This window comes from Chryseobacterium sp. R2ACT005, from assembly GCF_049949215.1.
Classification (GTDB): Bacteria; Bacteroidota; Bacteroidia; order Flavobacteriales; family Weeksellaceae; genus Chryseobacterium.
The window spans coordinates 666,190-679,486 of sequence record NZ_CP188192.1 but is presented as its reverse complement, the minus strand read 5'-3'; the positions used below and the strand labels follow the sequence as shown (position 1 = coordinate 679,486).

Below are 13,297 nucleotides of genomic sequence, written 5' to 3'. Positions count from 1 at the left end.
TTAGCAGTAAATGATTACATTGCTGAACTGGTACATTTTCTTATGCTCTCCACTCTTCAGGAATATCACAAACCGGAATAGGGTCTATTTTATGTTTGGCCGCTTTATGCATTCTGTCGAAGATCTGGAACACTTCCTTATCTCTTCCTTCGTAGTCATCAGCCGTTTTTGTTCCGTATTCCTTCTGGATTTTTTCCAGTTCCTGATAAGTAGCACCAATCTGCTGCTCATCTGTTCTTTCCGTATCCCAAAGTCCATCGGTAGGAATTGCTTCCTGAATACTCTTGATCAGATTCAGTTCTTTGGCAAGTTCATATACTTCAGTTTTATAAAGGTCTGCAATGGGAGAAACATCTACTCCACCATCGCCATATTTTGTATAGAAACCAATTCCGAAATCTTCTACTTTGTTTCCTGTTCCACAAACCAGAAGCCCGTTCAGCTGTCCGTAATAGTAAAGGGTAAGCATTCTAAGACGTGCTCTTGTGTTGGCAAAGGTCAAATTCTCATTGGGATACACCTCATCATTTACATGAAAGGTTTTATAGATCTCTTCAAAGGCCGGGGTCAGATCTACAGATATTGTTTCTACATTGGGAAATCTGGATTTAAGGTCATTCATATGATCCTGTGCACGATCTACCTGATCAGCTTTCTGGCGGATTGGCATTCCGATCAGTAATGTTTTCATGCCTGTCATTGCTGCTAATGTAGAAACAACTCCGGAATCTACTCCTCCTGAAACTCCAATTACATATCCGTTTACTTTGGCATTTGTCGCATAATCTTTTAACCAGTTTACAATATGATCTATCACTTTTTGTGTCTGCATTGTTTATATTTTTTTAGTCTATTCCAAATTCCTGAGGGTATTTCACCACTCCTTTTTTATCTTTTAATCCGTCTTTTACCAATTCTAAAGCCATTCCGTTTTCTTCCGGAATATCAAATGGAAATGAGATCCCAAAATTACTTGTTTTTTTGTAACCAAAGCGTGGATAATAATTTTCATGTCCGATTAATATTACAGATTCATATCCCAATTCCTTGGCAATATGATGTCCCTGCACAATCAATTTTCCTCCGATTCCCTGATTTTGAAATTCAGGTTTTACAGAAACAGGAGCCAGTGCAAGAGATTGGAAAGATTCTCCATCACCTTCAATTATAATTTTTGTGAACAGAATATGTCCTGCAATTTCACCATTCCCATCTTCTGCCACTAATGACAATTCCGGAATAAAAGCACTGGACAATCTTAATTTTTCAACAAGAACCTGTTCCTGATGATCGCTGTGTTCCATATCCCTGAAAGCTTCCTCTACAAGATAGAAAACTTTTTCATGGTCTTTTTCTTCTTCTTTTCTAATGGTCATTACTTTTATATTTTTCACGTTTCAGTTCGTACCAGAAACAGATTCCGTCCGGTTCTTTAAATTCACTGGTTTTTTCGAATCCTAATTTTCTTAAAATATGATTTGAAACCTCATGTTCAGAATGAGCATAGGCATAAATAACCTCAGCATTCAGGTCATTAAAACCATAATTCAGAGAAGCTATTCCGGCTTCCACAGCATATCCTTTTCCCCATGATTCCGGCAAAAAACGATATCCCAGCTCCAATACATTTTTGTAGCCATTGGTTTCATGGGTCAATAATTTTAATCCGCTCCAACCTATCAGAAGACCGCTTTCTTTCTCCACTACTCCCAGTCTTCCTACTCCATTTTCTTCATATTGTTTCTGAATCATGCTGATAACATTACGGGATTCATTGATATCTGTCAATACTGGCACTCCAATATATTTCATGACTTCCGGATTAGAATCCAAAAGAAACATACGTTCAACATCCGTGTCTTCAAGCTTTCTTAATATCAGTCGCTCTGTTTCTATTTTCATACTCATTAGTTTTTATTCTTCAGCACCAAAAATAGTTACGTCTGTTTTTGTACCTTTTTTGATGTCTGTTTCTTTTATTTTATTTCCCATTACATTGAGGGTTTGTAAAGCCGGATTCCCGGAAATATCAATTTTTTGAAGCTTATTATGTTCTACATTCAGTTTCCTTAATACTTTGAACTGCGTAAGGTCAACTGTTTTTAATTGATTTAAAGATAATGTTAATTGGTCAATTTTTGGAATTCCATTCAGCGAAACACCTTCCAACAGATTATTGTCCAGATATAAAGAACTTACATTTTTCAGGTTTTCTGCTTTGAATGAAGATATTTTACATCCTGTACAGGAAAACAATTCCAGTTGATCTAAGTTGTTGAGTACAATATTAGGAATCACATTATCATCCAGGATAATCATTTTCACATTTTTAAAAAAGTGCAGATCTTCCGTTGAAGTAATTCCTTTCTGAACAAGGAACAGATTCGTAACCGTCCCAGCTTCCATGAGTTCAAGTATTCCGTTTTTATTCAGATCAAAATTTTCAAGTACAGCTTTTTCAAAGTTTTTATCTTTAAATTCCAGCTTTTGTCCATAGAAAAAAGAAAGTCCCAAAATAAGGCAAAGGGTTGTAATTATTTTAATTTTCATCATGAATTGTGTATTTAATCCTTATTTTTGTAAACTTAAATTCCATGTAAAAATAATGAAGATTTTTAGATATATTGCGCTTTCTTCTATTTTAGCTGCCGGACTTGTTTCCTGCAAAAAAGAAGCTGAAAATCGATGGAAGGTAGAAGTTAAAGAAACTGCCGAAAAAGTTGATGTAACAGATATCTCCAAAGAATTTTACAATCCGAATGTTCCGCTGGAACAGTTTAAAACTCAGTTTCCATGGTTTCAGGGAAGTGTTTCGGATGCAGATTTTGAAAAGAGAAGAATGGATGCTGAAGAGATCAAAATCTACAAGGAAGCGATAGGAAAGATCAATCAGGCTACATTACAAACGGAGCTGAAGAGTTTATTTTCACATATTAAATATTACTTTCCTCAATTTAAAAGCCCCAAAGTATATTTATTTTCATCTGCGTTACAGATGATTCAGGATCCGATATTTTATGATCAGAAAGGAAATCTACTGTTTATAGATATTACCGGTTTTATGGGAGATGGAAATCCTAATTATAAAGGACTGGAACTTTATTTTCAAAAATCAATGAATCCGCAGAATATCGTTCCTAAGGTTTCACAGCTTTTTGCTGAAAATATTGTAACGGAATCTCCTGATCATCAGAAATTCATTGATCAGATCGTTCTGAATGGAAAAGTAATGATTCTTCAGGACGCTTTTCTTCCTGATGTTCCTGATTATCTGAAAATGAATTATACCAACAAGCAATATGAATGGGCAACAGCTAATGAAGCCAACATCTGGAATTATTTTGTAGAAAGCAACCTGATTTTCGGTGATGATCCAAGATTGGGAGAGCGTTTCATATCGCCCGGACCATTCTCAAAATTTTATACGGAGATTGACAATGAATCTTCACCACAAATCGGAATTTTTACAGGATGGCAGATCTGTAAGGCATACCTTAAGGAAAAGCCTGAAACAAAACTTACCGCTTTCCTGAAAATGGATGCAACGACCATTTTTAATGAATCCGGTTATAAACCGAAACTTAAACAATAGAAAATTTAGAATTTAGAAAAAATAGAAAAATGAGAAAGACTCAGATTACGATAGATGTAGAGCTTGATGAAAATCATATACCTGAAAATATTACATGGAACGCTCAGGATGGAGGTATTGATAAGCAAGATACTAAAGCAACGATGATTTCTGTATGGGATGATAAAACAAGAGAGGCATTAAGAATTGATCTTTGGACTAAAGAAATGCCTGTAGACCAAATGAAGATGTTTATCCACCAGATTTTAATATCTTTAGGAAGCACTTATCAGAGAGCAACGGGTGAAGAGGATGTAGCACAGTGGATGGAAGAAGTTGCCGAAGAGTTTGCTGTGAAATCTGCTATTAAGTAAAAAAACAATTGTGATAAGCCGGAGACAGTAAGCGGTAAGCTTTTTGTATTCAGCTAGAGCAAATTTAATAAAAAACAATGGGCTCAAGTAATATATTCTATTGCTTAATGCTCAAGCCTAAAGCAAAAAATTATGAATTTTAATACAAAAGTAATTCACGGAGGGCAGCACCACGAGTCTGCAACAGGTTCTGTAAATGTTCCTGTATTTTTGACCTCTACGTTTGCACAAAAAAGCCCTGGAGTACATTCCGGATATGAATATTCAAGAGCTGCCAACCCCACAAGACAGGCATTGGAAGATTCTTTGGCAAGTATTGAAAATGGAGCGAGAGGTTTAGCTTTCGGTTCTGGTCTTGCTGCCATCGACTGTGTTTTGAAATTATTAAACCCAGGTGATGAAGTCATTGCTGTAGATGATCTTTATGGTGGTACTTACAGAATGTTTACAAGACTTTTCGAAAAATATCAGCTGAAGTTTACTTTCGTGAATTTCGATGATGTTTCTAAAATTGCTGATGTTATCACTGATAAAACGAAACTGATCTGGGTAGAAACACCTACCAACCCTTTGATGAAATTGGTAGACATCAAAGCGGTTGTAGATATTGCGAAAGGAAAAGATATTTTAGTAGCAGTAGACAATACCTTTGCAACGCCTTATATCCAGAGACCTATTGATCTGGGTGCTGATATTGTGATGCACTCTGCCACCAAATATCTGGGTGGACACTCTGATGTGATTGCGGGAGCGCTTATCGCTAAAGATGCTGAACTGGGAGAAAAACTTCACTTTATTCAGTTTGCAAGTGGTGGTATTTTAGGACCTCATGATTCTTACCTTGTACTGAGAGGGATCAAAACACTGGCATTAAGAATGCAGAGACATTCTGACAACGGACTTGCAGTAGCCAAGTATCTTGAAAATCATCCTGCTGTAGATAAAGTAATTTATCCGGGATTAGAATCTCACCCTCAGTATGAATTGGCAAAATCTCAGATGAAGGAAGCAGGAGGAATGGTTTCATTCACTTTCAAATCCGGAAAGAAAGAAGATGCGATTAAATTCTTAGAGAAAGTAAGAGTATTCACCCTTGCAGAATCTTTAGGAGGAGTAGAATCTCTGGCTAACCACCCTGCTCTGATGACCCATGCTTCAATCCCGGCAGAAAAACGTGCTGAACTGGGGATCACTGATGATCTTGTTCGTTTAAGCGTAGGTATTGAAGATGCAGAAGATCTTATTGCAGATCTTGAGAAAGCTTTTTCTTAACATACTATAAACTAAAATGAGAAGGGTTAATCAATCCTTCTCATTTTATTATAACCACCAACCAATCATATGAAAAACACAAGAAAAGCAGTCATTTCCGACTTGCCTCAACTTGCTGAACTATTTGATCAGTACAGAATATTCTATCACAAGACCTCAGATATTTCTGCCGCGACAAGTTTTCTTCAGGAAAGACTTGAAAATAAAGATTCTGAAATTTTTGTTGCAGAAGAAAATGGTAAACTTACAGGTTTCGTACAATTATACCCTATATTCTCATCTACAAGAATGCAGCGCTACTGGCTGCTGAATGATCTCTACGTGAATGAAAACCATAGAGGAAAGGGCTATTCTAAAGAATTAATTGAAGAATCCAAGGAGCACTGCCGTTCATCAAAAGCATGTGGTATCCTTTTAGAAACAGGAAAAAGCAATGATATCGGGAATCAGCTGTATCCAGCCTGCGGATTTGAATTGTATGACTCTGTGAACTTCTACGAGTGGAGCAATTCATGAGTAATGAGTAATTTTTGTAAAATGGTTAATTTATAAAATATTCAAAAATAGCTCTGTCCTTATACCAATATCTCGGAACTCGTACTCCGTACCTCAAAAACAACTTATAAAAACAAAAAAATAATATGACCGATTTTCAAAAATACATTCAAAGATATTTAGATCAGGTTCCATCAGGGAACTGGCTAAACGAACTGCAGATATCAACTGATAAAACCATAGGAATTTATTCTAATCTTACCGAAGAGCAGTCTCATTTTGCTTATGCAGAAGGAAAATGGACATTAAAAGGACTTCTACTCCATTTATCGGATACTGAAAGAGTTTTCCAATACAGGATATTAGCTTTCGCAAGAGGCGAAAAAAACAATCTTCCAGGGTTTGATGAAAATGAATATGCCGATCAGTCTTTCGCCAATGAAAGAACACTGGAATCTCTTCTGGAAGAATACAAGCTGGTGAGAAAGTCTTCCCAGATTCTATTAGAAACGCTTACGCCTTCCGCCTTACAAAATACAGGTACAGCCAATGGCCATGAAATTTCTGTGGAAACCATCGGAAAGCTGATCGTAGGACATAATTACCACCACCTGAATATTATTGAGGAAAGGTATTTATCGAAGTTGGGATGGATGTAGGAAAACGAATTTTACTCATTAGTATACTGATTTTTGTACTCTCTCTTTGTCTTATTGCTTTTAAAGTTGAAGATATGGGAGAGATCAAAGATTATAAATCATTTGAAGTATTTCTCTTAGGTCCTATTAGTTTTTTGGGTGGTGGAATATTTGAGCTTCTAATATGGACAGCCAATGGGTGGTTTTTTATTTCAGCTTTATTTTGTTATAAAAAATCTCCTTTACTCTCTTTAATATTTGGTTTAGTATCTTTTTTAACTGCTGGATCATTTTTTTTCTGGAAGGAAATTTTAGCTGCTGAAAACGGAAGAATGGGCAAAATATACAGTTTAGAAATGGGTTATTTTTTGTGGATAGCTTCTATTTTATTTTTAGTTCTTGGTTCGTTTTATTTAATTATAAAATCTAAATTTAACGAAAATGAAATACCCGCTTAATTCCAAATGAGGTCTTTAAAAAATTTAAAAATTACTGAAAGTATTCAATCTAAAAAATTAGTTTTTGAAGAAAGTTCATATGATAAGTTTGATACTATTTCAATCTATTTTGGATTTTCAGTATTAGCAGGGATTTCTTTATTCTTTTTAAAAGAAGTAACTCCTTCTCTTAATAACAGCCTAGAATATTTTATCCTTATCTGTTTATTGCTCTCTAGCTTATATATAATATACTGTAAATTTACAGAGAAACATTTAAAACAAATTACATTTAATATTCATAAAGAAGAAGCAAAAAAGAGAATCATTGAATATGGAAAAAGATATCATTACAGAATTTCAAAGATTTCAGGAAATCTGATTTTCCTTAATGAACCAAGTGACATTTATAGCTTGGGCAAAGATTATGAACAAACTACAATTATTTTCTTTAAAGATAATGCTATTCTTTATACTTTAATTAAGGAAGGATCAAGATCGAATTTCACGGTATTGCTTTCTCAACATTTAACGAAAAGTGATTTCAAAAAAATACTTCAGTCGAAATATAGTGAACCTATAAAACGTGAAACTTATTTTAATTCTTTTTTTCACGGATTATAATCTTTATAAATTGATCATTTACGTACTGATCGTTTGCCCAAAATCCTTATATTTTCTACCTTTATCCACTCTTTGAATTCACATACAATTATGGAACATATTATCGAAATATTAAAATCCGGCGGAACAATTCTTTACCCTACAGATACTATTTGGGGAATTGGTTGTGATGCCACCAATATAGAAGCTGTCAATAAGATTTTTGACATCAAAAAGCGTGAGAAAAACAAATCTATGATCATTCTTGTAGAATCTGAAAAAAGACTTCAGGATCTGGTGGATGTTCCTGAAATGGCATGGGACATTATTGATCTTAGTGAAAAACCTGTAACGATCGTTTATGAAAATCCAAGAGGTTTACCCAAAGAACTTCTTGCGGAGGATGGAAGCATCGGAATACGTCTTGTAAAAAATGATTTCTGCAAAAAACTGATTACAAAACTGAATAAACCTTTGGTATCTACCTCTGCCAATTTTAGTGGCGAGAAAAGTCCATTGAAATTCTCTGATATTTCTGAGGAGATGATCAGCCTTGTAGATTATGCAGTGGAAGAAGACAGAGAAAAAGTTTCAAAATACGCTGGTTCTTCGGTGATCAAAATATGGAGTGACAACAGAATAAAGGTTCTTCGGGAATAGAAATTCTGAACCTTTTTGTTTATTTTTTAGAGTCTTGTCAGTTCATATCGGCAGGATTTCTTTTTTTTAATTCTATCTTTGCAAACTCAACTCATAAATTATTTGCTATGAATCATCAGGAATTTGCTCAAATGTGGGTTAATGCATGGAATTCTCATGATTTAGAGACTATTCTTACCCATTATTCGGATGATATTGAGATTACAACTCCCATGATTGCGATGGCTACAGGCGGTAAAGAAAGCTCTTTGAAGGGAAAAGAAGCTGTCCGTGAATATTGGAGAAAGGCATTGGAAAAATTCCCAAATCTCCATTTTGATCTTATTCATTCTACAGCGGGAGTAGATTCAGCAGCATTATTTTATAAGTCGATAATGGATAAACATGCTGTTGAAGTCATGTTTTTTAATGAAGATGGAAAAATTAATAAAATGTATGCTCATTATGATTAATGGGTTACATGCGTAGAAATTGTCACTATTATTAACGATGAAAATTAATCTTAATCAAAATAAGAATTTAAAACTTTTTAAAATAATTTCTGAAGCAGCAGAAAGGAATAACCAGTCCGTGTATATTGTGGGTGGTTATGTACGTGACCTTCTGATGAACAGAAAAGCTTCTACAGATATAGACTTTGTAACGGAACAAAGTGGTATAGAGCTTGCTCAAAATGTAGCTCAGGATATAGATCCTAAATTAAAGGTTTCCGTATTCAAAACTTATGGAACAGCAATGATTAAGTATAAAGAACTTGATCTTGAATTTGTGGGAGCAAGAAAGGAAAGCTATACCGAAAACAGCCGAAAACCGGAAGTAGAAGGTGGGAGCCTTGAAGATGACCAGAAAAGAAGGGATTTCACCATCAATGCGATGGCTATTTCTTTAAATAAAGATAATTTCGGAGAACTGATTGATCCGTTCAATGGAGTTGAAGATCTTGAGAATGGAATTTTAAGAACTCCTTTGGAACCGGCTCAAACCTATTCTGATGATCCGTTGAGAATGATGAGAGCGGTACGTTTTGCTTCAACTTTAAATTTTAAAATTGAGGAAAACTCTCTGCAGGCTATCCAGCAGGAAGCGGAAAGAATCAAGATTGTTTCTATGGAAAGAATCATGGTAGAATTCAACAAGATTATGCTTTCTGAAAAACCGTCTGTCGGATTGAGGCTCATGGAGCAAACCGGTCTTATGAAGCTGATTATTCCAGAGCTGATCGAACTGAAAGGAGTGGAAGAAGTGGAAGGACAAACCCACAAGGATAACTTTTACCATACTTTAGAAGTTGTAGATAACATTTCTGTGAATACGGATAATCTTTGGCTTCGTTGGTCTGCCTTACTCCATGATATTGGTAAAGCTCCTACAAAAAAGTTTGTAGAAGGAACAGGATGGACTTTTCACGGACATGAATTTTTAGGTTCAAAAATGGTAAAAAACCTTTTCCAGAGATTGAAATTACCTTTGGGAAGTGATATGAAATATGTTCAGAAAATGGTAAAGCTTTCATCGCGACCTATTGCCCTGATCACTGATGATGCTTCAGATGCTGCATTGAGAAGACTTTTATTTGATGCCGGTGAAAACCTTGAAGATCTTTTTACCCTTTGTAAAGCTGACATTACAACTAAAAACTCCAAGAAACAGGAAAAGTTCAAAAGAAACTTTGAATATGTAGCGGTGAAGATCAAAGAAGTGGAAGAAAAAGATCAGGTAAGAAACTTCCAGCCGCCTATTACTGGTGAAGAGATTATGCAAATGTTTAATCTTAAGCCAGGCCGTGAAATTGGTATTTTGAAAGAGAAAGTGAAAGAAGCCATTCTGGAAGGTGAAATTCCAAATGAAAAAGAGGAAGCCACAAAATTTGTGATTGCTGAGGCGGAAAAACTGGGATTAACAATCTAATTCAATCTATAGCTAATATAAAAGCCCGGCGGGATGTTCCATCCCGCCGGTTTTTTTATTTTCACAAGGAAAACAAAGCCGGCCGGTTTCTTTTGAAACCGGCCGGAAAAAAACACAAATGATGAAAAATAAAAAATTATTTTTTTATATACTGTGAAGTATTATGGATTCAGGTAAGTACCGTTAGCACCAAGACCTCCAGTTTTAATGGATCCCATCTTGCTCCCTGTAGCTGCTGAATATATTACCATTTCACTTTCTTCTGTAAACTTCTTAACGTCTGATGCAAAGATTCTTCCATCAATAACATTAAATCCATAAAGCGTATAATAAGGTCCACCATCCGCTGCTGTTAATAACGGACTTGCAGGAACTGTTGGTGTAGCTAAGCTTGTTGTATATACTTTATTGACAGAGCTGAAATAGAACTTATCGTTATCAATCTGAAGATTTGTAGCATTTGGAATTCCTGTCAAAGTAATTACCGGTGTTATAATTCCTGCGCTCGTAATCTTGTAGATATAAGAATCTGTAGCTGTTGAAGAAATTGTGTAAACATTGGATTTGTAAGATACAGTGTTTCCAATCTGACCATTCGGAATGGAAATTTCAGTTTTGCTATCGTTGGAAGTATTGATATACGTAATCTTATTTCCAAATCCTGATGAAGCATTCTGTACGAAAACATTTCCTCCTGCTTCTACTGTTTTATCAGAAACATCAGCCATGTTGATTTTACTTACAAATGAATAATCAGAAGCTTTATATTTCGTTACACTTTGAGTATGAGCAATGAAATTGGTGTTGGCAACATAAATAAATCCATTCGCAAAAGTAATTCCTCTTGGATTATCAAGCTGATCTGAAATGACTGCTAATTTCTTAAATGTATAACGGTCTACTACAACAATTTTGTTCGAGTTGTTTATCACAAGATAAGCCTTATTTCCGTCAAGACCAATGGTCTGAAGAACGTCACCTAAGATTTCTTTACTGTTGTTATAACCATATACATCGTCCTGCTTCAGGCTTAAATCTCTTGTAAGAAATGTTACTTTAGCCCCCTGGCTGTTGAAGTTACCTTCATTAGAGATAAAATATCCGTTCTGGTAAGTGATCGGAGACATTTCAAACTCAGCAGAGTCACTTGTACATGAAGACATGTTAAACAATAAAACCACTGCAAATAATACAGTTAAAAGTTTAGTTATTTTCATAATTTATTCAATTTAATTTTTTAAAAATTTATTGTCGCATACACACTATAATTTCTTTTCGGTAAAGGATAAAAAGAAACCGTTTTATAATAAGTATTCGTTAGATTATTCACTTTAAATCCTAAAGTATACTTTTTTGCCAGTGTTGCTGAAACTCCCATATTTAAAAGAAAATAAGGATCTATTGCTTCTGATCTTTTTTCATCACTTGTAGTGTAAGTAACGCCATTCACCAGTCCCTGTGCAAAAAACTTAAAGAAACCGTATTCATAATCTACATTGGCCATTCCTCTGTGCATGGGAACATAAGGTCTTTGCATTTTCGTTTCCTTATCAATAGATTTTGCATAATAGTACCCGGCATTAGCCCGGATTTTATGATTTCCCAATTGTTTGCTGAAAGACAATTGAGATTCCAATCCGTAAGATTCAGATTTATTGACATTAAATGCCTGCCAATACCCCAAAGCAGTAGGCAGCCATACAATAAGATCTGTAATGTTCATATAATAAGGAGACAAAGTAAGTCTGAAATCTCCTACTCTGAACTCATTCACCATATCAAACTGGGTAGACGTTTCCGGTCTCAGATCTTTATTTCCTCCCGGCTCATAATAAATATCATTAAATGACGGATATCTGAAGTTTTTTGACACGTTAACGCTTACATCATACCATTTTGCGGCACTCCATTTTCCGGAGAATGAATACATAAACGGAGACTTCACATCTTCCACAAAATCTTTCTTAAATCCACCCTCAAAACGCAGGTCTTTAGTAGCAAAATACCTCAGCAACCCGGAAACAGAGCCAATATTTCTACTGACACTGGATATTCCGCTCTGATATCCTTCACCTTTATTGATCTGAAATTCTCCGATAAGATTAAAATTCCACTTAGAATTCAGAAAATAATTGAAATCATTTTTAAAGATATAGTTTTTCCCTGTTCCCCCACTTGATTTAGGCTGGTTTAACGAACCGAAATACTGAAAGTTTTCTTCTGTATAGGCCGCTTTAAAAGAGTTGCCGAACTTAGTTTTATTCCAGTCCCAGGAAAGAAGGCTTCTTATACTTTGAGTTTTATATTTTGTTTTTGTTCCCGTTTCTTCATACACAGGATAATGCTGTGAAGAATCGAAAAACTGGCTTTGCCACGAAATTTTATGATCGTTGGTTATTTTATAGGATGCACCTGCATTGAATGTGGTATTATAGTAATTTCCATTTCTGTTGATGTAATTCAGATCGCTTACCTCATAATTGTTTTCACTTACAGAATAATTTCCGGAAGCTTTAAAACTGAACTTATCATTGCTGTAAGAACCTTTTACAAAATTATTATAGGTATTAAAGGAAGCCACCTCAGAAAATAAAGAACCATGGAAACCTTTATTAAAATCAAGGGTATTATTCAGGTGAATACTTCCCCCAATGGCACCACTTCCATAGACTACACTTCCACCGCCGGCTTTTATACCGATCTGATCATAGCCAAACAAAGCAATATTATTGATATCTCCCTGTCCTAAAAAACTGGAGTTGATATTAATCCCATTCCATACAAATGCAGTCTGCTGAGCGGTAGTACCCCGGAAAGATGGTGAAGAAACAGCCCCACGGCCATTTTCTTTGATAAAAACCTGTGACTGAAATCTCAGGAGCTCTGAAAGATTACTGGAGTTTTTCTCGGCCTCTTCTGCCGAAATTATTTTTACGGGATGAAAAAGTTTCACCCTATTCATCTGGTTGTCGAAGACATAAATAGTGTCTATGGTTTTCTCTTGTCCAAAAAGAAAACAGCCATAAGATGAAAAAAGCAGTACTAAAGATCTTTTTATATCCATACTTTTTTACTTTTCCTCCGAAAGCAATATGTTTTTTGATTATAATGTTGGCAGGTCTCCTGACTTTCGCATTCTGCTCCTTCCCGTTTTAGACAGTGGCTGTTTGCAGAAACTTTTATTGCGATTTACAGTTGCGGGGACAGTATGGGAGTTACACCCAATTCCCTTTTCATTCCAAAATACTGGAAACCAAAATTTTTGCAAAGATAGTTTTTTATATGTATTTGCCAAAAAACCGGCTTTTACATCAAAAATTTCAGACTTTTGCAAATAAA

16 protein-coding genes and 1 riboswitch are annotated in these 13,297 nt (G+C 35.3%); of the genes, 10 read left to right on the top strand and 6 right to left on the bottom strand.

Annotation, left to right across the window (positions count from 1 at the left end; all coding sequences use genetic code 11):
• Positions 1-40: 40 nt before the first annotated feature.
• The 4 genes from nadE to ACPF63_RS03190 are packed head-to-tail and all read right to left on the bottom strand — an operon-like array spanning position 41 to position 2,553.
• On the bottom strand, positions 41-832 hold the full coding sequence (nadE, locus tag ACPF63_RS03205) for an NAD(+) synthase (protein WP_426481959.1): 792 nt from the start codon (positions 830-832) through the stop codon (positions 41-43).
• Between the two features lie 13 nt (positions 833-845).
• Complete coding sequence (locus ACPF63_RS03200) at positions 846-1,376, bottom strand: GNAT family N-acetyltransferase (protein WP_426481958.1); 531 nt, start codon at positions 1,374-1,376, stop codon at positions 846-848.
• On the bottom strand, positions 1,366-1,902 hold the full coding sequence (locus tag ACPF63_RS03195; protein WP_426481957.1) for a GNAT family N-acetyltransferase: 537 nt from the start codon (positions 1,900-1,902) through the stop codon (positions 1,366-1,368). Before ACPF63_RS03195 ends, ACPF63_RS03200 begins: the two co-directional genes overlap by 11 nt.
• Positions 1,903-1,914: 12 nt before the next feature.
• Positions 1,915-2,553 carry a leucine-rich repeat domain-containing protein gene (locus ACPF63_RS03190; protein WP_426481956.1) on the bottom strand — a complete coding sequence of 213 codons (639 nt, stop codon included), beginning with the start codon at positions 2,551-2,553 and terminating at the stop codon, positions 1,915-1,917.
• Positions 2,554-2,605: 52 nt separating this feature from the next.
• On the opposite strand from ACPF63_RS03190, the gene ACPF63_RS03185 reads away from it, so the two are divergent.
• From ACPF63_RS03185 to ACPF63_RS03140, 10 genes are all read left to right on the top strand, one after another.
• Positions 2,606-3,592, top strand: coding sequence for a gliding motility protein GldB (locus tag ACPF63_RS03185; protein WP_426481955.1), 987 nt, complete (start codon positions 2,606-2,608; stop codon positions 3,590-3,592).
• Between the two features lie 29 nt (positions 3,593-3,621).
• Complete coding sequence (gldC, locus tag ACPF63_RS03180; protein WP_426481954.1) at positions 3,622-3,945, top strand: gliding motility protein GldC; 324 nt, start codon at positions 3,622-3,624, stop codon at positions 3,943-3,945.
• Positions 3,946-4,077: 132 nt separating this feature from the next.
• Entirely contained in the window at positions 4,078-5,217 is a 1,140-nt protein-coding gene (locus tag ACPF63_RS03175; protein WP_142718526.1) for a cystathionine gamma-synthase, read from the top strand.
• A 69-nt stretch (positions 5,218-5,286) separates the two neighbouring features.
• Positions 5,287-5,733 (top strand): GNAT family N-acetyltransferase, encoded by a 447-nt coding sequence (locus ACPF63_RS03170; protein ID WP_077419336.1) that lies wholly within the window; start codon positions 5,287-5,289, stop codon positions 5,731-5,733.
• A 125-nt stretch (positions 5,734-5,858) separates the two neighbouring features.
• Entirely contained in the window at positions 5,859-6,371 is a 513-nt protein-coding gene (locus tag ACPF63_RS03165; protein WP_426481953.1) for a DinB family protein, read from the top strand.
• A complete protein-coding gene (locus ACPF63_RS03160) occupies positions 6,362-6,808 on the top strand; it encodes a hypothetical protein (RefSeq protein ID WP_426481952.1) in 447 nt (148 codons plus the stop codon). The genes ACPF63_RS03165 and ACPF63_RS03160 overlap by 10 nt, the downstream gene beginning before the upstream one ends.
• 6 nt (positions 6,809-6,814) lie before the next feature.
• Positions 6,815-7,411 carry a hypothetical protein gene (locus tag ACPF63_RS03155; protein ID WP_426481951.1) on the top strand — a complete coding sequence of 199 codons (597 nt, stop codon included), beginning with the start codon at positions 6,815-6,817 and terminating at the stop codon, positions 7,409-7,411.
• Positions 7,412-7,501: 90 nt separating this feature from the next.
• A complete protein-coding gene (locus tag ACPF63_RS03150) occupies positions 7,502-8,050 on the top strand; it encodes an L-threonylcarbamoyladenylate synthase (protein ID WP_426481950.1) in 549 nt (182 codons plus the stop codon).
• Between the two features lie 107 nt (positions 8,051-8,157).
• A complete protein-coding gene (locus ACPF63_RS03145) occupies positions 8,158-8,502 on the top strand; it encodes a nuclear transport factor 2 family protein (RefSeq protein WP_077419333.1) in 345 nt (114 codons plus the stop codon).
• A gap of 37 nt (positions 8,503-8,539) precedes the next feature.
• The gene (locus ACPF63_RS03140; protein WP_077419332.1) at positions 8,540-9,958 is read left to right on the top strand and encodes a CCA tRNA nucleotidyltransferase; all 1,419 of its coding nucleotides are present in this window, start codon (positions 8,540-8,542) and stop codon (positions 9,956-9,958) included.
• Positions 9,959-10,119: 161 nt separating this feature from the next.
• On the opposite strand, the gene ACPF63_RS03135 is transcribed toward ACPF63_RS03140, so the two are convergent.
• Positions 10,120-11,175, bottom strand: coding sequence for a YncE family protein (locus tag ACPF63_RS03135; protein ID WP_426481949.1), 1,056 nt, complete (start codon positions 11,173-11,175; stop codon positions 10,120-10,122).
• A gap of 20 nt (positions 11,176-11,195) precedes the next feature.
• Positions 11,196-13,022, bottom strand: a complete 1,827-nt coding sequence (locus ACPF63_RS03130) for a TonB-dependent receptor plug domain-containing protein (protein WP_426481948.1) — start codon at positions 13,020-13,022, stop codon at positions 11,196-11,198.
• Positions 13,023-13,054: 32 nt separating this feature from the next.
• Positions 13,055-13,231: riboswitch (cobalamin riboswitch) on the bottom strand.
• Positions 13,232-13,297 lie beyond the last annotated feature (66 nt).

Excerpts from the sequence above, each read along its gene's own strand:
- ACPF63_RS03130 (WP_426481948.1), bottom strand. The coding sequence starts at position 13,022 with ATGGATATAAAAAGATCTTTAGTACTGCTTTTTTCATCTTATGGCTGT.
- ACPF63_RS03170 (WP_077419336.1), top strand. The coding sequence starts at position 5,287 with ATGAAAAACACAAGAAAAGCAGTCATTTCCGACTTGCCTCAACTTGCT.
- ACPF63_RS03150 (WP_426481950.1), top strand. The coding sequence starts at position 7,502 with ATGGAACATATTATCGAAATATTAAAATCCGGCGGAACAATTCTTTAC.
- ACPF63_RS03145 (WP_077419333.1), top strand. The coding sequence starts at position 8,158 with ATGAATCATCAGGAATTTGCTCAAATGTGGGTTAATGCATGGAATTCT.
- ACPF63_RS03195 (WP_426481957.1), bottom strand. The coding sequence starts at position 1,902 with ATGAAAATAGAAACAGAGCGACTGATATTAAGAAAGCTTGAAGACACG.
- ACPF63_RS03160 (WP_426481952.1), top strand. The coding sequence starts at position 6,362 with ATGGATGTAGGAAAACGAATTTTACTCATTAGTATACTGATTTTTGTA.
- ACPF63_RS03200 (WP_426481958.1), bottom strand. The coding sequence starts at position 1,376 with ATGACCATTAGAAAAGAAGAAGAAAAAGACCATGAAAAAGTTTTCTAT.
- ACPF63_RS03135 (WP_426481949.1), bottom strand. The coding sequence starts at position 11,175 with ATGAAAATAACTAAACTTTTAACTGTATTATTTGCAGTGGTTTTATTG.
- nadE (WP_426481959.1), bottom strand. The coding sequence starts at position 832 with ATGCAGACACAAAAAGTGATAGATCATATTGTAAACTGGTTAAAAGAT.
- ACPF63_RS03140 (WP_077419332.1), top strand. The coding sequence starts at position 8,540 with ATGAAAATTAATCTTAATCAAAATAAGAATTTAAAACTTTTTAAAATA.
- ACPF63_RS03175 (WP_142718526.1), top strand. The coding sequence starts at position 4,078 with ATGAATTTTAATACAAAAGTAATTCACGGAGGGCAGCACCACGAGTCT.
- gldC (WP_426481954.1), top strand. The coding sequence starts at position 3,622 with ATGAGAAAGACTCAGATTACGATAGATGTAGAGCTTGATGAAAATCAT.
- ACPF63_RS03165 (WP_426481953.1), top strand. The coding sequence starts at position 5,859 with ATGACCGATTTTCAAAAATACATTCAAAGATATTTAGATCAGGTTCCA.
- ACPF63_RS03190 (WP_426481956.1), bottom strand. The coding sequence starts at position 2,553 with ATGATGAAAATTAAAATAATTACAACCCTTTGCCTTATTTTGGGACTT.
- ACPF63_RS03185 (WP_426481955.1), top strand. The coding sequence starts at position 2,606 with ATGAAGATTTTTAGATATATTGCGCTTTCTTCTATTTTAGCTGCCGGA.
- ACPF63_RS03155 (WP_426481951.1), top strand. The coding sequence starts at position 6,815 with ATGAGGTCTTTAAAAAATTTAAAAATTACTGAAAGTATTCAATCTAAA.